Raw genomic sequence first — 20,290 nt, forward strand, 5'->3', positions numbered from 1 at the left:
TAATATTTTAGACGCCGAGGCATATCTGAAAGAATATACCTCAAAGCGTCTATATTTCACATTGCATATTAATTAGTAATCGCAACTTTGTTCTTTCATACGACGACGAATATCACGTTGGGCATCACGTTCAGCCATATCTTGACGCTTATCGTAATTCTTCTTACCGGTTACGAGCCCTACCGTCACCTTGATTAAACCATGTGCAAAATGAAAATTGAGCGGTACCAAAGAAAATCCTTTTTCCTTAACCTGACCCATTAATTTATGAATTTCGCTACGATGCATTAATAACTTACGCGTGCGCATCGGCTCATGGTTAAACTGATTCCCCTGCTCATAGGGACTGATATGAGCTTGAAACAAAAACATTTCGCCATTCTGAATCGCACAATAACTGTCCTTTAAGTTAAGTCGGCCCTGACGAATCGACTTAACTTCAGTACCGGTCAAGGCAATTCCCGCTTCATAGGTCTCATGAATGTGATAATCATGTCTGGCCTTACGATTATCGGCAATTAAACTGGTACTATCTTTCTTAGACTTACTCACAAACTACCTCCTAAAACTTCATGTACTGCTATTTTTTCTTACCTGATTTCTTCTTGTGACTTACTTTCTTGCTCTGCTTCTTGCCTTTAGATTTTTTGGCAAATCTGGCAAAAGCCGCCGGCATAGTATCTTCATAATCACGTTGCCAGCTGTATTTAGCACCGCTTCCGCTCTTGCGTTTACCGTTTTTACCGTCTTTAGCACTGTCACTGCTCTTGCTCTTTTCACCCTTAGAACCTTTACCGCCCTTACCGGATTTGCCGTTTTTTCCCGACTTACCGGAACGCATGCCTCGACTACCTAAACCGGCACGACGATGTTCTCCGGCCAACGATTTTTCAATTAGCGTCTGAGCATCTACTTCACCAAGTAAGAAATCGATTTGTTTTTTATCCTTATCAGCCTTAATAAGCGTAACTTTAACTTCTTGTCCCAGATGATACGTCCGCCCCGTACGACGACCTACCAACAAGAAATGTTCTTCATCAAAGAAGTAATAGTCATCATCCATCGTGGCGATATGAACTAAACCGTCAATACCGTTTTCGAGCTCTACGAACATGCCGAATGATGTAATGGAACTGATTTTACCGTCAAAAACTTCACCGATAAACGGTTCCATATATTGTACTTTTTTAAGGTCATTCGTATCACGTTCGGCCGCAACCGCAATTTGTTCCTGAATAGAACAATGATCAGCCGCTTTGGCTAAATATTCATCCGTATCATCATATTTATTATAACCGTCGCCCCAGTGCAAACGTTTCTTCAACAAACGATGAACAATTAAATCCGGATAACGACGAATCGGTGATGTAAAATGGGTATAGCATGCCGAAGCAAGGCCAAAGTGGCCCACATTAACCGATGAATAGCGTGCTTGTTGCATAGAACGCAAGGTCATAATTTGAGCAATCGGCTCAATCTCTGTTCCGGCTATACTGTCCAAGAATTTTTGAATATCTCTTGGTTCAACCGCACCATCCGCTAAATGGAACGGCTTGCCTAAATACGTTACTACGGTTTGCAAAGCTTGCAACTTTTCTTCACTAGGCTGTTCATGAATACGATAAATACCCGGTTTATGAGTATCGCGCAAATAACATGCCACCGTTTCATTGGCAATCAACATGCATGCTTCGATAATTTTTTCGGCAATCGAACGGTCTTTACGTACGATTTTAAGAGGCGTACCTTCATTATCCAATAATATCTTATATTCCGGAAATTCAAAAGAAATGGCACCGGACTTTTCACGCATTTGTATTAAAATTTTGGCGACTTCATGGAGTTCATGAACCATAGGCATTAGCGGTAACAAATCATCCGGAATAATGCTCTGTGTCAACGCTTTATATATTTCAGGATAACTGCAACGGCGATCAACCCGAATGACGGACGGACTGATTGTAAAATCGACAACACGACCGGCATGATTGATTTCCATAATGCAGCTCATGGCATAACGATCTTCTTTAGCATTAAGACTGCAGATACCGTTAGATAATTTGGTGGGAAGCATCGGAACAACCCGGTCAACCAAATACACGCTGGTGCCGCGTTTATAGGCTTCTTTATCGAGCTGAGTATTACCGCGAACATAATGACTTACATCAGCAATATGAACACCTAGTTTATAATGACCGTTAGCCATTTGTTTACAGCTTACCGCATCATCCAAATCCTTGGCATCTTCACCGTCAATAGTAATCATCGGTACATCACGTAAATCGAGGCGTTTGCCGTCAACGGCCACATTAAACGATACTCGATCGGCTTCTTTTAAAACGGCTTCAGGAAATTCGAACGGAATCTTATGCTGTGCCATCACACAGTTAATATCCACGCCCACATCGCCTTTATAGCCTAAAATAGACGTAATCTTACCTTCCGGCTGACGGCCCTTACCATCCGGCCAATTGGTTATTTCTACCAATACTTTAGCCCCGCTGCGAGCTTCCATGGTATCCGGTAAAGCTACATAAATATCATCAACAAGACGTTCATCATCAGGCGTTACAAAGCCGAACATCTGCTGACGGTCATACGTGCCCACAATAGCCGTATTCACATGTTCAAGGACTTTTTCAACACGACCTTCGTGGCGCTGCTCACCGACATGACCGAATCGAAAGATATGAACTAAGACTTTATCATTATGCATAGCCCCGTTACGGTCGCCGGCACCGATATTAACTTCGTGCAAGCCTGTATCATCAATAACAAGGCCGCGCCCGTTGCGAAGACTCTTATACGTGCCTTCAAATTCCCGTACTTCTTCAAACTTTTTCTTTGCTTCTTCAGCTTTATCGATGAATTTGTAATAGTCGCCCGGCCGTGATTCCAGTAACCCCTCTTTGGTCAGCGCCTCAACATCGCCCATAAAAGCTTCCAACTCTTCAGACCCTTTTATGCCCAAAATATACGCCGCATCTTCAATATGATACGCTTCCGGACTAATGGCCTTAAAAAACGCTAAAATCTTATCTTTCATCTCTTCCATAACCGTTTACCCCTACCAAAAAAGCCTGCACAAGGCAGGCTCCTATTAATATTGATTCAAGTAAATCCCTAAGAATAAGCTTAAAATGGCAAAAACAATACCCAATACGATAGTACATTTAGATAATAAACCATCGATACCGCGCGCTTTACCGCCAAATACGGAATCGGCCGCACCACTCACGGCGCCGCCCATGCCGGCACTTTTACTAGATTGTAATACAACCACCAAAATCAATAAAATAGCAACTACCACTTCTGCAAACATCAAGAAATTTCTCACAATTGTCATCCTTCCTAAGGCTCATTCTTTTTTGCCAACTCACTGCGATGTTCCAAATATTTTTCTAACTTACGCTTTACGCGTTGTAATGCATTATCAATGGATTTAATACTGCGATGATATTCAGCGGCAATCTCATTATAGGATTTACCGTCCAAATAACCCATCAACACTTTGCCTTCCAAATCGCTTAATATGGACCCCATTTTTTCTTCAATATCGGAAAATTCTTCACGATTGATGAAGAGTTCTTCAGGATCCGTCCCTTGACCTTCGATTAATACATCCATCAAGGTACGTTCTGTCTCATCCGCATAAATCGGCTTATTCAGCGAAATATAGGAATTGAGCGGAATGTGCTTCTGCCGAGTCGCCGTTTTAATGGCTGTAATAATTTGCCGGGTAACACATAATTCGGCAAAAGCTTTAAACGACGCCAACCGGTCCCCTTTAAAATCGCGCGTTGCTTTATAAAGACCAATCATTCCTTCTTGAATAATATCCTCTTTGTCCGCTCCGATTAAAAAATAAGACCGTGCCTTGGCACGCACAAAGTTTTTATATTTATCCACAAGATAGTCCACCGCCAAGTGGTCATCTTGTTCTTGCGCTAATTTACAAATTTCCTCATCTGTTAAATCTACATAACGACGGTACTCATCATTTACGCGTGGATTAACGCACATGCCGACCTCCCACTCTGCCGGATTCGCAGAACCTAACTAATGTAACTCTCATTATACTTGATAGCCTTCAGTTCTGCAAGGTCATTTCTTGCCCCGTCGCAGGGTTTCCCACTGTTTAGCCACTTCACCGTCAATTTGATACCCCAGCTCATTGCGTTGTAATTGCAGACTGTCACGATTGTGAAGTCCTTTATAATAACGCTGTTCATCAATTTTGGCTCGTTCCACCTGCGCTTTAAGTTCGCGAGCGGAAATGCGAAGTGCACCGAAACCGAGCACCTGACTTTGTTCCGCATAATCGGAAGTGCATACATATACATTGGCATAGGAATTTCTAAAAGTAAAAACGGTCCGTTCAATATAAGAATCCGCTGTTTCACCATCAGCCGTATATACTTCTAAAAAATCATCAGTCATAAACTCTTCGGCACTGCCGGGATGGGCATATTTACCGTCAAAAACCAATATAACCCGATATCCTTTATGCTTGCCGTAATTCTGCAACATATGCTTAATACGACCCCTGGCATGCTCCAATGAACTTTTACTTATTTTTTTAAGTTCCGGCCACGCAAAAATAACATTATATCCGTCAACAATTAAAATATCTTCTCTCATGTCGGAGCCTCACTCCTCTTTATTGACGTTGCCGAACTGCTTCATACATCAAAATAGCGGCCGCTACCGATGCATTTAATGAATTTAAACGCCCATACATAGGAATCGTTACGAGAAAATCACAACGTTCTTTAGTCAAACGACTGAGGCCTTTGCCTTCATTACCGATAACAAGCACAAGCGGGCTCGTTAAATCGGCTTGATACAAAGTCTGTTGTCCTTCCATATGGGCCCCCAGAACCCAGAAACCTTGTTTCTTAAGTTCTTCAATCGTCTGCGCTACATTGCCGACCTGTACCAAAGGAATTGATTCAACAGCCCCCGCCGATGTTTTGGCAACCGTCGCATTAATCGGTGCCGTATGTCGTTTCGGAATCAGTACCGCCGTTGCTCCACAGCATTCGGCCGTTCGAATAATCGCCCCCATATTATGAGGATCTTCTATACCATCCAACAATATTAAAAGCGGTGCTTTATCGGCCGGCCAAGCAGCCAATACTTCACCTAAATCAGCAAATTTAACCGGCGCAGCCAAAGCCACCACGCCTTGATGGACCACACCATCTGCATATTTACTGAGCTGTTTATCATCTACACGACGAAGTTCAATGCCTTTGTCCTTAGCGAGGCCTATGATTTCCTGTAAGGAGCCTTGTACTTTATCATTGGTAATAAACAGACGCTGAATGGTACGTCCCGACCGCAAAGCTTCACGCACTGCATTGCGCCCTACAATATAATCACTCATGAGTCTGTCTCCTTTACTTTATCATAACTCAACTAACCCATACTGTCCAAAGTATAGTGAAAAGCATCTTTCATCAATATTTGCAACCGTTCGGCCTGTCCGGATCGATATAAATAGCCCAATACGGCTTCAAAAGCCGTGCTGGCACGATATTCCTGTACCGTTGCACTCTTCGGTACATGTACATTACTGTTGCGAGCCCGTTTGGCTACTTGTTTTTCCATCTCGGTCAAATATTCCGTCGTTTCCCAAGCATGAAGGACTTTTGATTGAGCCTTGGCACAAATACATTCAGTTACCAGATTATGTAACACTTGAACCTTCGTAATACCCGCTTCAGTCATACGTTCACGAATATACAAGGAATATACGGCATCGCCTATATAGGCAAGCATGAGGGAATCCTCAGCTTCCGCCGGTATTATTCCCTCATGCGTAGTTGTTGCTTTTAATTTTTCAATAGCCGTGGCTCGTAAAAATTGATAGCGCTTAAAGTTCACGTTTTTTCCACCGTGCCCCTTGCGGCGAATCTTCAATTACGATACCGATGTTGCCCAATTCATCACGAATGGCATCTGCCAAATCCCAAAGTTTTTGTTCACGGGCATTCTGACGAACGTTTAAAATTACCTGCATTAATTTTTCGTATTCTTCAGCACCGGCACCGCTTTGAGGACCTTCCCAAGCCTGTTCCAAAATGCCAATAATATCTGTCATCATCTTGAAGATGTTTCTTACTTCAGCCAATGTTTCATGGCAAACTTTACCATTGCAGTTCTGAACAGCCTGATAGTAGATGTTGATTTCTTTAGCTAAGCCGAACATAGGTGCACCGGCTAAAGCTGTATTGAAATCATCGGACATAGCTTCTTCAAATTCTTCCGCATATTTACGAGCGTTGTCCAGTAATGCTTTTGCTTCTTCATCACATTCACCTTCTTCTTGGTTTTCCAAGTATAAAAGGTTCTGGATAGCTGTTGTCATGCGTTCCAATGATTTATTCGCTTCTTCCAAACGTTCATCGCTGAAATCAAGCGGACTGCGATAATGAGTGCTCATCAAGAAATAACGAAGCGCATCAGGACTGTATTCTTTCAAGATATCTTTAACCAAGAAGAAATTATTCAAGGATTTACTCATTTTTTCCTGGTTAATGGTGATGAAACCATTGTGCAACCAGTAACGCACGGACGGATGATGACCGGTGCATCCTTCGGACTGAGCAATTTCGTTTTCATGGTGAGGGAAAATCAAGTCACTGCCGCCGCCATGGAAATCAAATTCTTCACCCAAGTATTTATTACTCATTGTGGAACATTCGATGTGCCAGCCCGGACGACCGTTACCCCATGGGCTTTCCCAGTATGGTTCACCCGGTTTAGCACTTTTCCAAAGTGCAAAGTCCATCGGATTTTGTTTACGATCATCCACGTCAACACGAGCACCCGCTTCCATATCATCCAATGTACGACCGGATAATTTACCGTAGTCTTCAAATTTTTCAACGCTGTAATATACATCGCCGTCTAATTCGTAGGCAAAGCCTTTTTCAATCAAAGTGGAAATCATAGCAATGATTTCATCAATGTGTTCGGATACGCGCGGATATACATCGGCATGACGTACATGAAGAGCATCCATAACTTCAAAATAGGAATCGATATAACGATTTGCAATCGTATCCCAAGAAACACCTTCGCCATTGGAGGTGTTGATAATTTTGTCATCAACGTCGGTAAAGTTCTGCACATACGTCACTTTATAACCGACATGCGTCAAATAGCGACGAATTACATCCCAAGTAACAAAAGGACGAGCATTACCGATATGAGGATGGTTGTATGGTGTTACGCCACATACGTAAATCTTTGCTTCACCCTCCTTTACCGGCTTAAATACTTCTTTTTCTCTTGTCATCGTATTGTATACTTTAATTTCTCTCATCGCTACCGATGCCTCTCTTCCGTAAAAATATAAAAAGCCACCATCTCATTACAGAGACGGTGGCCCGCGGTTCCACTCTGTTAAGTACTGATAGCACTCTCTCAAACGCATAACGGGCGTATCCGAACAAACCTACTCTATTCAGCCTGTTAACTCCCGAATGCATTTCCCTTGGCTATACTTAAACCCTTCCACCAGTTAGTTCTCGCTGTAAAGTTAGACACAAAGTACTTCTTTCGTTCATCGTCTTTCATAACAATTTTATTCGATATATTGAATATGATATCACGAAACCCTTATAAAGTCAATGTATCCCTACTAATTCTATACAAATTATACGGCTAAAATTAAATAGTGTGCAAGTGATTTTTTATCCTGTTTTATTTTCCGGCTGTAGCAATATTAACAATTGTCTTAACAGCTAATTCCATGTGTTCAACACAGGCAAATTCATGAGGTCCGTGAAGATTTTCTACACCGGTAAACAAATTAGGTGTAGGAATACCCATGAAGGAAATCTTAGACCCGTCAGTACCGCCGCGAATCGGCTGGATAAGCGGTTTAACACCGGCTTTTTCCATAGCGGCTTTGGCTACTTCGACGCAATCCATGTGATCTTTAATGATATCGTACATATTGTAATATTGATCTTTAACGGTCAATGTTACCACTTCACGGCCATAACGTTCATTTAATACTTTGGCTGCCAATACAAACAATTGTTTTTTTGCTTCAAAGAAGGAGCGGTCATGATCACGAATGATGTATTTCATAGTGCCTGATTCAACACCCGTTTCATTGCTGGAAAGCATGATAAAACCTTCATGATCTTCCGTCAATTCAGGTACGGCAGCTTGAGGCAATAAGCGGTCAAATTCCATGGCCAATTTATTGCAGTTAATCATTGTATTTTTAGCCGAACCGGGATGAACGGATACACCGTGTAATTCTACAGTGGCAGAAGCCGCATTAAATGTTTCGTATTCCAATTCGCCGAGGCGTGTGCCGTCAATAGTATAGGCAAAATCTACCGGGAAGTCTTTCACATCAAATAAGTCGGCGCCGCAACCGATTTCTTCGTCGGGTCCGAAAGCACACATAATAAGACCATGTTTAATGTCCGGATTTTCTTTTACATAACGTAAAGCTTCCATGATTTCAACGATACCGGCTTTGTCGTCACCGCCAAGAAGAGTTGTACCGTCAGTAACAATTAAAGTTTGACCTTTATAATTGGCTAAATTAGGAAAATCAGCTACACGGCTATAGATTCCTTTTGCGTCATTCAACAAAATATCTTGCCCATCATAGTCTTTGATAATACGCGGCGTAATATTTTCCGCATTGTAATCGGCAGTGTCCATATGAGCAATAAAGCCGATGCCCGGTACCTGGTCGTTAGTATTAGCCGGTAAAGCACCAATTACAAACCCGTTCTTTTCGTTGATTTTCACATCACTTAAGCCCAGTGCTTCCAAATCAGCTTTCAATACTTTGGCAAACTCAACCTGAGTTTGAGTACTCGGTACTGAAGTAGCCGCTTCATCAGAGCGCGTGTTTGTTTTAGTGTACCGCAAAAAACGTTCAACCATAGATTCCATATTATAGCCTCCTTTTAAAAAAGAAAGAATATAAAAAAGAGTACAGGAGGAAACCTCCCGTACTCAAAAATTGACCGTCAATAAAGGATGTAACCTACAAAAAATAATCAATTATAACTGACTGATAGCCGCATCAAGGCGTGCCAACGTCTTTTCTTTACCGAACAAGGTAATGATGTAATTCAAATCAGGGCCGTGCATTTGACCGGTCGTAGCAATACGGATCGGCATAAATACGAATTTCCCTTTCAATTTGGTTGCTTTCATAATACCTTTGATAGTAGCTTTCACTAGGTCCGGCGTAATTTCGTCCAAATCGGCTACTGCTGCACGGAATGCATTGAGTACGATCGGACAAGTTTCTTCAGCCAACACAGCTTTAATTTCTTCGGCGTGTTCAGCGTCCGGAGCTTCCATATCTTCAAAAATCAATTTAGCTTCTTCTTTAATCTGAGCACCGAAGCTGATATGATCTTTTAAACATACGCAAAGCATGATGAGTTTTGCTTTTTCCACTTCATCAGGGTTTGCCGAAGCATAACCGGCTTCCTGCAAATGCGGTAAGCATAATTCGTATAATTCTTCATCGGATAAATTCTTCATGTAGTTGAAATTAATCCAATTCAATTTATCGATATCGAAAACGGCCGGATTCTTCGCTACGCGGTCCATGGAGAAGTTCTGAATCAATTCTTCCTGAGTAAACAATTCCTGTTCGCCGTCCGGAGCCCAACCGAGCAAGGCTAAGAAGTTGTCGATAGCTTCCGGCAAGTAACCGAGCTGACGATACTGATCAACGGAAGTAGCACCGTGACGTTTACTCATCTTCTTGTAATCTTTACCGAGGATTAAGGAAATATGACCAAATGTCGGTACTTCCCAACCCAAAGCATTGTAAATCGCAATCTGACGCGGTGTATTGGAAAGATGTTCTTCCGCACGGATAACATGCGTTACTTCCATGGTATGGTCGTCAATAACTACCGCATAGTTATAAACAGGAATTCCGTCGGATTTAACAATAACGAAATCGCCTACACCGTTAGATTCAAAGGATACGTGACCGCGAACCATATCATCAAACGCAATGGTCTGATTCAAAGGTACACGCAAACGAACAGTATGTTTACGACCTTCTTTTTCATATTCAGCGATTTGTTCTTCGGTTAAATGACTGCAATGACCATTGTATTTAGGTGTTTCACCACGTTCTAACTGTTCCTGACGAACTGCTTCCAATTCTTCTTCGGTACAGTAACAACGATACGCCTTATCTTCATCCAATAAACGCTGCGTCACTTCATTATAAATATCAAGACGTTCCGTCTGACGATATGGTCCATTTTCGCCGCCTACGTCAATACCTTCATCCCAATCCATGCCAAGCCATTTAAGAGCGGCTTTAATATTCTCTTCGCTTTCACGCGTAGAACGCGCTAAGTCTGTATCTTCAATACGCAGAAGGAATGTGCCTCCTTCTTTACGTGCCAATAGCCAGTTGAAAAGGGCTGAACGAGCACCACCGATGTGGAAAGGCCCTGTTGGACTCGGTGCAAATCGTACCTTCATCTTTGCCATGTTTATATCCGCTCCTTTACAAAAATACATTTTATTTTATGGTTGCCATTCGCTGACGATTACGCTTGGTACAAGCTCACTACAGCCTGTGCTGCCAAGCCTTCCATGCGACCGAACGCCCCCATCTTTTCATGGGTCGTCGCTTTTACACTGATAAAATCTTCACCAATGCCTAAGGCATCGGACAGATTTCTTTTCATAGCCCCGATATGCGGCTTTAATTTAGGTGCTTCCGCAATGACCATAACATCTACATTATACGCCTTAAATCCTTTTTCGTGTAGTAGTTTCATAACTTGACGTAATAATTCCATACTTGAAATACCTTTGAACGCATCATCTTCCGGCGGAAACCAGTAACCGATATCCGGTAAACCGGCCGCTCCCAATAAGGCATCCATCAATGCATGAATCAATACATCCGCATCACTATGGCCATCCGGGCCGAATTCGCTTTCAATTTGCACACCGCCCAAAATACAAGGTCTTCCTGTTTTAAAACGATGCACATCATACCCGAATCCTACTCGCATCATAGGTTCTGTCACTCCTAAATATTGTTTAGCTCTTATAATATCCTCAGGGGTTGTAAGTTTACAGTTGATATAGTCACTCAGCACTATATGAACCGGCTTACCTTGATGTTCCACCAAGGAAACATCATCGGTGCCCATAAAGTTTGTTTCAGCCGCATAAGCTTGAGCTTCCAACAACCAGTCTTTCTGAAACCCCTGTGGTGTTTGAACCGCATATAATTCGCTGCGTTTTAATGTCTCTGTAACCAATAAATCATCAGTCACCCGTTTAATCGTATCAATAACAGGGACAGCAGCTACAGCGGCACCGTATTTTTGTGCTGCCTCGGCCACAGCCGTGAACAAGGCCGGTTTCGCCATAGGTCTGGCCCCGTCATGCACCAAAATAATCTCCGTCGTTGCACTGACAGCCAATGTACCGGCTCGCACAGAATCTTGCCGTTCTTTACCGCCTGTTACGATGCGCGGCTGCCAAGGTAATGCCCCCATGTCAGCCACTTCCTTGGTCACTATGTCCTCTTCACCGGCTGCCGCTACGATAATTACTTCAGAAATATCAGCTACTGACGCCAAATGGTGTAAATTCCACTGCAATACGGAATATTTGCCGAGGCGCAAAAATATTTTGTTAGCTTCACAGCGCATGCGTTTGCCGGCTCCGGCGGCTAATAAAATACAGCTGATCATTCTTTAGTTCCTTTCGCTCGTGCAAAAATCATACGACCTGCACTTGTCTGCAATACCGATGTAACCATGACATCAATCGACGTGTCAACATACTGTGCCCCGTTTTCAATAACAATCATAGTACCATCGTCTAAATAAGCCACACCCTGATTATCTTCTTTACCTTCTTTGATAACTTGAACACGAATCCATTCACCCGGAATCATAGCCGGTTTTAAAGCATTCGCCAAATCATTCAAATTGAGGACTTCAATACCCTGCAAGCTGGCCACTTTATTCAAATTAAAATCATTCGTTACAATTTTCCATTTTTTATCCAAAGCCAAACGCATCAACTTGGAATCTACTTCCGCAATATCCTCAAAATCATCGGGGATTACTTTAATAGCAATTAACTCTTTTTGTTGCATGCTTTGCAAAATGTCGAGACCGCGACGACCGCGATTGCGTTTTAACACATCGGCCGAGTCGGAAATATGTTGTAATTCTTCCAATACGAATAAAGGCACAACCAAAGGCCCATCCAAAAAGCCGGTGGCACACAATTCAGCGATACGACCGTCAATAATAACCGACGTATCCAATAACTTTGCTACCGACACAGATTCGAATTCAGACACAACCGGAGCTGTAACCTGCTCAACTTCTTTGGGCGTTGCTTCTTTTTTCTTATCTTTTGCTACTGTACGACTCTGAAGCCAGTTGGCATAGAGTTCCGGCCCCTTACGTGATGCAAGACGCATCCCGATATAACCGAAGATAGCACTTAAAATAATAGGAATGTACGAACCGATAATCGGTACGCGATAAAATGCCAAGCCAATAAGATTTGCTATTATAAGTCCAAAAAGTAATCCGGCTGTGCCGGCCATTAATTCCTGGTTAGGTACACGTGATAAAATGCGTTCAATATTTTTAGCCAGTTTCAAACCTTGATCGATAATCGGTAAAGCAATTACAAAACCGATCAAAGCACCGATAACCCCGCCTAAAGCTAAGGCTAAAATCTTAATTACCGAAATACCGAAGAAACCCATAGTCCAGAATTTCACATCGATAATCGGCTCCCAAACCGGCATAAAAGTATCTGTCAACATATATCCCATAATCCCAACCAATAAGGCTATGACATAACGTAAAATCTTATATACCATTTCATTTCACCTCCTTTCCCTTTGTACATCTCTATTGTACATTAAAATTATAAATAAATCATTAACTCATTATTAAAAAATGCTATCAAAATACAAGTTGCATCGCTTCTTGTACGGTTGTAACACCGTGAATTACAATATCCTTGCGATTCCCCTTCACCTGTTTCGCATTTCCTACCGGCACAACAAAACGAGTAAAGCCCATTTTGGCAGCTTCCGCAATGCGTTGTTCGATGCGCGGAATGCTGCGAATATTACCGGTCAGACCAACTTCACCCAGAATCACCATATCGGACGGCACAGGACGATTTTTTAAATTCGATACAATAGCAACAGCCACCGACAAATCACAAGCCGGTTCATTGACTTTTAAACCACCGATAACATTAACGTAAACATCCTTATTGCCAAGAGTCAAATTGCAGCGTTTCTCAAGCACGGCCAATAAGATAATAAGTCGATTCAAATCATAGCCGATGGAAGTACGCCGGGGCATACCGAAAGCTGTCGTAGCCACAAGGCTTTGCACTTCGACCAAAATCGGACGAATCCCTTCCAAATAGGCCATAACCGCCGAACCCGTTTCTTCCTCCGTCCGCTCCGCCAATAGCGTGGCCGATGGATTAATAAGCTCTGCAAGGCCTTCCTCCTCCATAACAAAGAGCCCGGATTCCGACGTGGAACCGAAACGGTTTTTAATACCACGCAAAATACGGAACTGATAAGATCGTTCCCCTTCAAAATAGAGTACTACATCCACCATGTGCTCCAACATGCGCGGTCCCGCAATATTACCTTCTTTAGTTACATGACCGATAATAATAACCGGCACGCCCTGCTCTTTGGCAAAACGGAGTAAACGAGCCGTACACTCACGAACTTGGCCTACACTGCCCGGCGTCGAATCGAGTACCTCCGTAAACATTGTCTGAATCGAGTCAATGACAAGCAAAGCCGGTTTATGTTGACTTGCTTCTTGCAAAATAGCATCCAAATTAGTGTCGGCCATAACCGACAACTCTTTGCCTTGAATACCAAGGCGTTCAGCCCTGAGCTTTAACTGCATCTGCGATTCTTCACCCGATGCATACAGCACTTTACCATGTGTATCGGCAATACGTCCCGATACCTGCAGTAAAATCGTAGATTTACCGATCCCCGGATCACCGCCCAATAAGATAAGCGCGCCCGGCACAATACCGCCGCCCAAAACACGGTCGATTTCACCATAGCCGGTCGATATACGCGGCGAATCTTCAGTTTTTATGTCAGCCAATGCTACCGGCTTGGTAGCGGCCTTATCAACAGGAGCATAGGATACCGAGCCCTTTTGTTTGGTCTCGCGCACCACTTCTTCAACCAGTGTATTCCACTGACCGCATTGAGGACATTTCCCGAGCCAACGAGCCGATTCCGCTCCGCAATTATTGCAAAAATACGCAGTTTTTACCTTAGCCATAGATTCCCTTTCTTTATATACTCGTGAATCAACTTCAATTTGAGAACCTTTTTTTCATAAATTGATTATAAAAAAATCACGAACACCATTTAAATAGTATTCGTGATTTTTAGTGCAATATCCTTCAAACAGAGGAGTAATTTTTCATGAATAAAATTGAAAATCGGCGTAATAATCAACCAAATCTGTAACTGTTAATCAATTCCTGTTAATTATACTACCATAGTGATGTCGCCATCCACCACATTAGCTTTGATAACGGAACCTGCAGGAGCATCACCCTTTAAGATCAAATCGGAAATAGGGTCTTCAACCAAACGCTGGATAGCACGTTTTAACGGACGAGCACCATACGCAAAGTCGGAACCTTCTTTAACCAATACTTCAAGAGCTTCAGGAGATACTTCCAAAGCAAGGTCACGTTCAGCCAAACGTTTTGTTACATCTTTCAACAAGATGTTAACGATTTTACCCAAATCTTCACCGGTCAATGGATGGAATACAACCATTTCATCAATACGGTTCAAGAACTCAGGACGGAAATGACGTTTAACGGCATCCAAGGTGTTCTTCTTAGCTTCGGCAAAATTGCTTTCTGCGTTTTTCTTAGCGTCATCTTTGCTCTTAGCAGCTAAGAAGCCCATAGCGGCACTGTCTTCTTTTAAGAAGTTGGAACCTAAGTTACTTGTCATGATAATAACCGTATTACGGAAATCTACCGTACGACCTTGGTTATCAGTCAAACGACCGTCGTCTAATACCTGCAATAAGATGTTGAAGAAGTCAGGATGAGCTTTTTCAACTTCGTCAAACAAGATGACACTGTAAGGTTTACGACGTACGGCATCAGTCAACTGACCGCCTTCATCATAACCGACATAGCCCGGAGGCGCCCCAACTAAACGGGACACGGTATGTTTTTCCATATATTCGGACATATCAAGACGAATCATGGCATTTTCATCACCGAATAAGTTGGCTGCTAAAGCACGAGCCAATTCGGTTTTACCGACGCCGGTAGGGCCTAAGAATAAGAACGAACCGATAGGACGTTTAGGATCTTTAAGGCCCGCACGAGCACGACGTACGGCTTTAGATACAGCTACTACAGCTTCATCCTGGCCAACAACCCGTTCATGAAGTTCGTCTTCCAAACGAAGCAACCGTTCTGATTCTTCTTCAGCAATTTTAGCAACCGGTACACCACTCCATTGAGAAACGACAGCCGCAATATCATCTTCGGTAACAACAAGTTTTTCTTCGTCTTCCTTGCTGCGAGCCGCTTGTTTAGCTTCAATTTCGTCAACCAATTTCTTTTCTTCATCACGGAGTTTAGCCGCTTCTTCGTAGTTTTGTCCGGTTACGGCTGCTTCTTTTTCTTTACGAACATCAGCCAGACGGGTTTCCAAATCTTTTACATCAGGTGGTGCGGTGAATACTTTCATACGTACTTTGGATGCTGCTTCATCCATAACGTCGATAGCTTTATCCGGCAAGAAACGATCCGAAATGTAACGACTGGATAATTCAACCGCTGCTTTTAAGGCTTCGTCGGTAATCTTAGCTTTGTGGAACGCTTCATAGCGGTCACGCAAGCCTTTCAAGATTTCCAACGCTTCTTCTTCGCTAGGTTCACCTACCAACACAGGTTGGAAACGACGTTCCAAAGCGGCATCTTTTTCAATATGTTTCTTATATTCATCAAGTGTCGTAGCACCGATTACTTGGAATGTACCACGGGCCAAAGCAGGTTTCAAAATATTGGCTGCATCCATGGAGCCTTCAGAAGCACCGGCACCGATTAAAGTATGAAGTTCATCGATGAAAATAATCATATCATCGTGCTTCTGTACTTCATCAATAGCTTTTTTCAGACGTTCTTCGAATTCACCACGGTATTTAGCACCGGCAACCATAGCCGTTAAACTCAAGGAAATAATACGTTTATTGCGTAGAATTTCAGGTACATTCTGACTTACAATGCGCTGTGCCAAACCTTCGGCAATGGCTGTTTTACCGACACCCGGTTCGCCGATTAACACAGGATTGTTTTTCGTACGACGGCTCAGAATCTGAATAACACGATTGATTTCATTGTCCCGACCGATAACCGGGTCAATTTTACCTTGTTTGGCTACTTCATTTAAATCAGTAGCGAAATCTTTTAAATCGCCCAAATTACTGCTGCCGTTGGCACTACCGGAACCATTGCCGGCACCTTCAGCACCGCCCTGTTCAGAGCCGTAAATGTTGTTGATAGCTTTTACTACATCGTTACTGCGAATGCCCATGCTATAAAGAACATTAACAGCTACACCGTCGCCATCTTGTAAAATACCGAGCAATAAGTGTTCGGCACCTACATAGTTATGCTGCATTTGGTTGGCAATGCCAACAGCCAATTGCAATACACGTTTAGTACGCGGTGTAATATATAATTCATTGCTGTGGCTGTTACCGCGCCCCACCGCATCCAACACAGCTTTTTCTGTAACTTCATCTTCCAAACCCAAGGAATGGAGTGCTTTGGAAGCTACACTGTCTTCTTCCAATAAACCAAGGAGCAGATGCTCTGTGCCCACGTAATCGTGGCCAAACTCCTTAGCTTTTTCCTGCGCAATGCCTAAAGCACGTTGCGCACCGTCTGTAAAACGTTCAAACATTTTATCACCTCATATCTTTAACGGGCCAATCTGTCACGAACAACTTTTGCGCGATAACGGTCGCGTTCGGGAGCTGTCATCGATTCTTTCCCTGCATATTTACTTAAAAAGTTAGGTCTTGTAGTTACCACTAATTCATTAAATACATCAGCTGAATGTTGCGGTAACACACCCATATCCATACCTAATTGAACATCACTCAAAAGGCCCAGCGCTTCTTCACCGGATAAACGTCGTGCATACTGCAAGGTGCCGAAGGCACGCCATACACGGTCTTCAAACGCTTCGAAGTCATTACCTTTTATGGCTTCACGAGCTTTTACTTCTTCTTGAACCAATTTTTCAATTACTTTTTGAATTTGTTTAATTGTGTCTTCTTCACTGATCCCCATCGTTACCTGGTTGGAAATCTGATAAATATTACCTAATGCTTGTGAACCTTCACCATAGAGACCGCGAACCGAATAACCGGTCTGTGTAATATTACGAACTAAACGATTAATTCGACCTGTCATGGCTAGCGCAGGCAAATGTAACATAACGGATGCACGAAGCCCCGTGCCTACGTTAGTCGGACAAGCTGTTAAATAACCGTACCGTTCGCTGAAGGCATAGTCACATTTGCTTTCAATCGCATCATCGATTAAAAGTGCATGTTCCAATGCTTCTTTCAGTCTCAGACCCGGTTCCATGGCCTGGATACGAATGTGATCTTCTTCATTGACCATAATGGCCACAGACGCGTCGTTGGCAACAACTAAGCTGCGATACATTGCTTTTTGTCCCATTTGCGGACTCATTAAGTGTTTTTCAACGAGAATTTCACGTTCCGTATCGGATAATTTATCTAAACTAATATTGGAATAATCGCGACCATCGGCGGCTTTTAAAGTGCCAAGCACACCGCGCATCATGGTGTCGACCTTTTTCAGCGACTCTTCGTTATTCCGATTAGTAAATTGCAACCCTTTGAAGTTACGAGCCAAACGAATTCGACTGGACAGTACAATATGTGAATTTAGCTGTCCCAAGGGATCACTGCTTTTCAGCCAACCGCTAAGCGGTTCATCCAAGATTTTATCTAACATAACTGTCCCTCCTATTTATCGGTATTACCCAAGGATTGTTCCAACGATTTAATTTCATCACGCAAACGAACGGCTTCTTCAAACTGTTCTGCCTTAACGGCTTTATCAAGCTCTTGACGTAACCGTTTGATTTGGTGTTTTGTTTTGAAAACGCCGGTGCCGCGACTCGGTACACGACCTTCATAATTTAATGAGCCTTGCAGGCGTCTTACAAGCGGTGCAATCTGTGCTTCAAACGTTTCATAACAATGATCACAACCGAATTTACCGGTTTGATTAAAATCACTAAATGTCATACCGCATTGACTGCAGCGAGTTTCTTGACGAGGATTCAATAAACTTTCCGGATACAATGAATTGGTAAAGAAATCATTAGTGAAAAAGTCATTGTCCCATAAGGACGGACCGAAATTCATAAATCCTTGACTGCCGAAATCTTCACCTTGCTGTTTAGCACAGGTACTACATAAATGACGTTCACTTTTCTTACCGTTAACCACTCTTGTCATATGAACCGTGGCTTCATTTTTTTTACAATTATCACATAACATAACGCATCATACCTCCTTCACCATGGAGACTACTTGTTCAAACAACCGACGAACTTTTGCTTCACGCGTTTTGCGATCCGGTTCTTCCATCAAGATGGCGAACGCTTCATGTAAAAGCGCTGCTTCTCGTTTACGCAAGAACTTTTGCTGCATCAATTCAAACAATGAATTATCTATCATACCCATGGTCAATGGTTTGTCAGTGGCTGTTTCTTTCTTTTCTTCTTGTTTAGATGCTTCCAATAACGCTTTCACCGGAATCCGTGTGATACTGATGAATCCACCCAAACCACGTCTTGATTCTACGATGAACCCGCGGTCGTTTGAAAAACGTGTGCTTAAGACATAACTGATTTGCGATGGCGCACAATTGAGCTCATCAGCCAATTCGTTACGACGTAACACGATACCGTCTTCTCTGTCCGCTTGCTCTTCTAACAATTTAGCTAATATAAATTTTTCAATTCGATCCGCTAAAATTCCCATACATCATCTCTCCAAACTTTATATCTAATAATACACTCTGTTTCATATACTACCTTCGTTCTTTTATGATTCGGTCGCTCGGTTTAATTGATTGTCGGACGGTCTACTTTCAGTTCAACTTGCTGTATTTTTTCATTCAATCTTTTAACCTTTTCACCTTTTGTTCTTTTGACCTTGTCTATATAATAGTTGACTTTTTGACTTTTGTCAAGCTAAAAAGTCAAAAAAATTTTAAAAATTTGACTTTTTATTTTTTTCAGTAATTATAGGGCTTCACAAGCACTCTTATGATGAACCGATTATAATGTTTTAAAGTAAACTGTAAACAATTTCTTAAAAGTCAATTTATATAATATATAAAAATCCATATACTAAAAAAGACGCTCAATGAGCGTCTTTTTTAAAGCTTACTTAAGCTTGATGTAATTTTTTTATCAGTTTGAAACTGTTGATATTAAACTAAGTCAGGTTGTGGACACAACCGAACTTATAATTATTGACGGTTACCCAAACGAGCGTCAACAAACAACTGGCTGGCACGGCTATCACCGGCGAATTTGAATTCATCAACCAAATCACGAGCGCTGGCTTCTTCTTCAACCTGTTCATTAATGAACCAATTCAAGAAGTTAACAGTTGCATAATCTTCTTCTTTAATAGCTAATGCATAGATTTCGTTAATTTTACCGGTAATTACTTGTTCATGGTTGTAAACCATTTCAGCAACTTTCAATGGATCGCTAACTTCAACAGCCTGAGCTTTGATGTCGCCCAAAGTAGTTGTTTCGTTACGAGTTTCTAAATAGTCAATAAATTTGAATGCATGATCCATTTCTTCTTGGTACTGCAAACGTAACCAAGCGGAGAAACCTTTAAAACGTGCATCAGCCATTGACAAGGATAATGCTAAATATAAATATGCGGAATTAAATTCAAAAATTACTTGTTCGTTTAATGCTTTTGCGATTTTTTTGTTCATGGTAAATTCACCTGAAACCTTTCTTCTCAATTAATTTATTAATTAATGTTACACCACGCAGAAATTTACATGCTGTAATGGAGCCGTGATTCACATCACTAAGCTTGATTAATTCTTTATAAGAATTTATTATCGCTTACAACTTCATTATAACACATCGATAATCATAAATCTA

At 42.1% G+C, this 20,290-nt stretch carries 18 protein-coding genes and 1 other annotated feature; all 18 genes read right to left on the minus strand.

Translation table 11 applies throughout. From position 1 onward, the window contains the following. Positions 1–72: 72 nt before the first annotated feature. Entirely contained in the window at positions 73–552 is a 480-nt protein-coding gene (gene smpB, locus EO126_RS08305) for an SsrA-binding protein SmpB (protein ID WP_127008447.1), read from the minus strand. Positions 553–580: 28 nt separating this feature from the next. Further along, positions 581–3,046: a ribonuclease R gene (gene rnr, locus EO126_RS08310; RefSeq protein WP_420883049.1), complete on the minus strand. Its 2,466-nt coding sequence runs from the start codon at positions 3,044–3,046 to the stop codon at positions 581–583. Positions 3,047–3,100: 54 nt separating this feature from the next. Further along, complete coding sequence (gene secG, locus EO126_RS08315) at positions 3,101–3,337, minus strand: preprotein translocase subunit SecG (protein ID WP_006556611.1); 237 nt, start codon at positions 3,335–3,337, stop codon at positions 3,101–3,103. Positions 3,338–3,351: 14 nt separating this feature from the next. Beyond that, a complete protein-coding gene (gene sigH, locus EO126_RS08320; RefSeq protein ID WP_006556610.1) occupies positions 3,352–4,023 on the minus strand; it encodes an RNA polymerase sporulation sigma factor SigH in 672 nt (223 codons plus the stop codon). A gap of 81 nt (positions 4,024–4,104) precedes the next feature. Continuing rightward, positions 4,105–4,641 carry an NYN domain-containing protein gene (locus EO126_RS08325; protein ID WP_006556609.1) on the minus strand — a complete coding sequence of 179 codons (537 nt, stop codon included), beginning with the start codon at positions 4,639–4,641 and terminating at the stop codon, positions 4,105–4,107. A gap of 19 nt (positions 4,642–4,660) precedes the next feature. Beyond that, a complete protein-coding gene (gene rlmB / locus EO126_RS08330; RefSeq protein ID WP_006556608.1) occupies positions 4,661–5,389 on the minus strand; it encodes a 23S rRNA (guanosine(2251)-2'-O)-methyltransferase RlmB in 729 nt (242 codons plus the stop codon). Between the two features lie 32 nt (positions 5,390–5,421). Further along, on the minus strand, positions 5,422–5,889 hold the full coding sequence (locus tag EO126_RS08335; RefSeq protein WP_040771308.1) for a Mini-ribonuclease 3: 468 nt from the start codon (positions 5,887–5,889) through the stop codon (positions 5,422–5,424). Continuing rightward, positions 5,879–7,333, minus strand: a complete 1,455-nt coding sequence (gene cysS, locus EO126_RS08340; protein WP_006556606.1) for a cysteine--tRNA ligase — start codon at positions 7,331–7,333, stop codon at positions 5,879–5,881. The genes EO126_RS08335 and cysS overlap by 11 nt, the downstream gene beginning before the upstream one ends. A 49-nt stretch (positions 7,334–7,382) precedes the next feature. After that, positions 7,383–7,586, minus strand: a binding site (T-box leader). Between the two features lie 127 nt (positions 7,587–7,713). Beyond that, positions 7,714–8,934 (minus strand): peptidase T, encoded by a 1,221-nt coding sequence (pepT, locus tag EO126_RS08345; protein WP_127008451.1) that lies wholly within the window; start codon positions 8,932–8,934, stop codon positions 7,714–7,716. 111 nt (positions 8,935–9,045) lie between these two features. After that, positions 9,046–10,512, minus strand: coding sequence for a glutamate--tRNA ligase (gltX, locus tag EO126_RS08350; RefSeq protein WP_127008453.1), 1,467 nt, complete (start codon positions 10,510–10,512; stop codon positions 9,046–9,048). A 59-nt stretch (positions 10,513–10,571) separates the two neighbouring features. Then, positions 10,572–11,735, minus strand: coding sequence for a 2-C-methyl-D-erythritol 4-phosphate cytidylyltransferase (ispD, locus tag EO126_RS08355; RefSeq protein WP_127008455.1), 1,164 nt, complete (start codon positions 11,733–11,735; stop codon positions 10,572–10,574). Then, entirely contained in the window at positions 11,732–12,889 is a 1,158-nt protein-coding gene (locus tag EO126_RS08360; protein ID WP_006556602.1) for a PIN/TRAM domain-containing protein, read from the minus strand. The genes ispD and EO126_RS08360 overlap by 4 nt, the downstream gene beginning before the upstream one ends. A gap of 85 nt (positions 12,890–12,974) precedes the next feature. Further along, the gene (gene radA, locus EO126_RS08365; RefSeq protein ID WP_127008457.1) at positions 12,975–14,348 is read right to left on the minus strand and encodes a DNA repair protein RadA; all 1,374 of its coding nucleotides are present in this window, start codon (positions 14,346–14,348) and stop codon (positions 12,975–12,977) included. Positions 14,349–14,560: 212 nt separating this feature from the next. Beyond that, entirely contained in the window at positions 14,561–17,011 is a 2,451-nt protein-coding gene (locus EO126_RS08370; protein ID WP_127008459.1) for an ATP-dependent Clp protease ATP-binding subunit, read from the minus strand. A gap of 17 nt (positions 17,012–17,028) precedes the next feature. Continuing rightward, positions 17,029–18,099: a protein arginine kinase gene (locus EO126_RS08375; protein ID WP_127008461.1), complete on the minus strand. Its 1,071-nt coding sequence runs from the start codon at positions 18,097–18,099 to the stop codon at positions 17,029–17,031. A gap of 11 nt (positions 18,100–18,110) precedes the next feature. Then, positions 18,111–18,650, minus strand: coding sequence for a UvrB/UvrC motif-containing protein (locus EO126_RS08380; RefSeq protein WP_006556598.1), 540 nt, complete (start codon positions 18,648–18,650; stop codon positions 18,111–18,113). Between the two features lie 6 nt (positions 18,651–18,656). Then, positions 18,657–19,136 (minus strand): CtsR family transcriptional regulator, encoded by a 480-nt coding sequence (locus EO126_RS08385; protein ID WP_006556597.1) that lies wholly within the window; start codon positions 19,134–19,136, stop codon positions 18,657–18,659. Between the two features lie 493 nt (positions 19,137–19,629). Further along, positions 19,630–20,115 (minus strand): ferritin, encoded by a 486-nt coding sequence (locus EO126_RS08390; protein WP_006556596.1) that lies wholly within the window; start codon positions 20,113–20,115, stop codon positions 19,630–19,632. Between the last annotated feature and the right edge of the window lie 175 nt (positions 20,116–20,290).

It is taken from the genome of Veillonella seminalis, assembly GCF_003992065.1.
Classification (GTDB): domain Bacteria; phylum Bacillota; class Negativicutes; order Veillonellales; family Veillonellaceae; genus Veillonella_A; species Veillonella_A seminalis.

Excerpts from the sequence above, each read along its gene's own strand:
- rnr (WP_420883049.1), bottom strand. The coding sequence starts at position 3,046 with ATGAAAGATAAGATTTTAGCGTTTTTTAAGGCCATTAGTCCGGAAGCG.
- sigH (WP_006556610.1), bottom strand. The coding sequence starts at position 4,023 with ATGTGCGTTAATCCACGCGTAAATGATGAGTACCGTCGTTATGTAGAT.
- EO126_RS08325 (WP_006556609.1), bottom strand. The coding sequence starts at position 4,641 with ATGAGAGAAGATATTTTAATTGTTGACGGATATAATGTTATTTTTGCG.
- rlmB (WP_006556608.1), bottom strand. The coding sequence starts at position 5,389 with ATGAGTGATTATATTGTAGGGCGCAATGCAGTGCGTGAAGCTTTGCGG.
- cysS (WP_006556606.1), bottom strand. The coding sequence starts at position 7,333 with ATGAGAGAAATTAAAGTATACAATACGATGACAAGAGAAAAAGAAGTA.
- pepT (WP_127008451.1), bottom strand. The coding sequence starts at position 8,934 with ATGGAATCTATGGTTGAACGTTTTTTGCGGTACACTAAAACAAACACG.
- gltX (WP_127008453.1), bottom strand. The coding sequence starts at position 10,512 with ATGGCAAAGATGAAGGTACGATTTGCACCGAGTCCAACAGGGCCTTTC.
- ispD (WP_127008455.1), bottom strand. The coding sequence starts at position 11,735 with ATGATCAGCTGTATTTTATTAGCCGCCGGAGCCGGCAAACGCATGCGC.
- EO126_RS08360 (WP_006556602.1), bottom strand. The coding sequence starts at position 12,889 with ATGGTATATAAGATTTTACGTTATGTCATAGCCTTATTGGTTGGGATT.
- radA (WP_127008457.1), bottom strand. The coding sequence starts at position 14,348 with ATGGCTAAGGTAAAAACTGCGTATTTTTGCAATAATTGCGGAGCGGAA.
- EO126_RS08370 (WP_127008459.1), bottom strand. The coding sequence starts at position 17,011 with ATGTTTGAACGTTTTACAGACGGTGCGCAACGTGCTTTAGGCATTGCG.
- EO126_RS08375 (WP_127008461.1), bottom strand. The coding sequence starts at position 18,099 with ATGTTAGATAAAATCTTGGATGAACCGCTTAGCGGTTGGCTGAAAAGC.
- EO126_RS08380 (WP_006556598.1), bottom strand. The coding sequence starts at position 18,650 with ATGTTATGTGATAATTGTAAAAAAAATGAAGCCACGGTTCATATGACA.
- EO126_RS08385 (WP_006556597.1), bottom strand. The coding sequence starts at position 19,136 with ATGGGAATTTTAGCGGATCGAATTGAAAAATTTATATTAGCTAAATTG.
- EO126_RS08390 (WP_006556596.1), bottom strand. The coding sequence starts at position 20,115 with ATGAACAAAAAAATCGCAAAAGCATTAAACGAACAAGTAATTTTTGAA.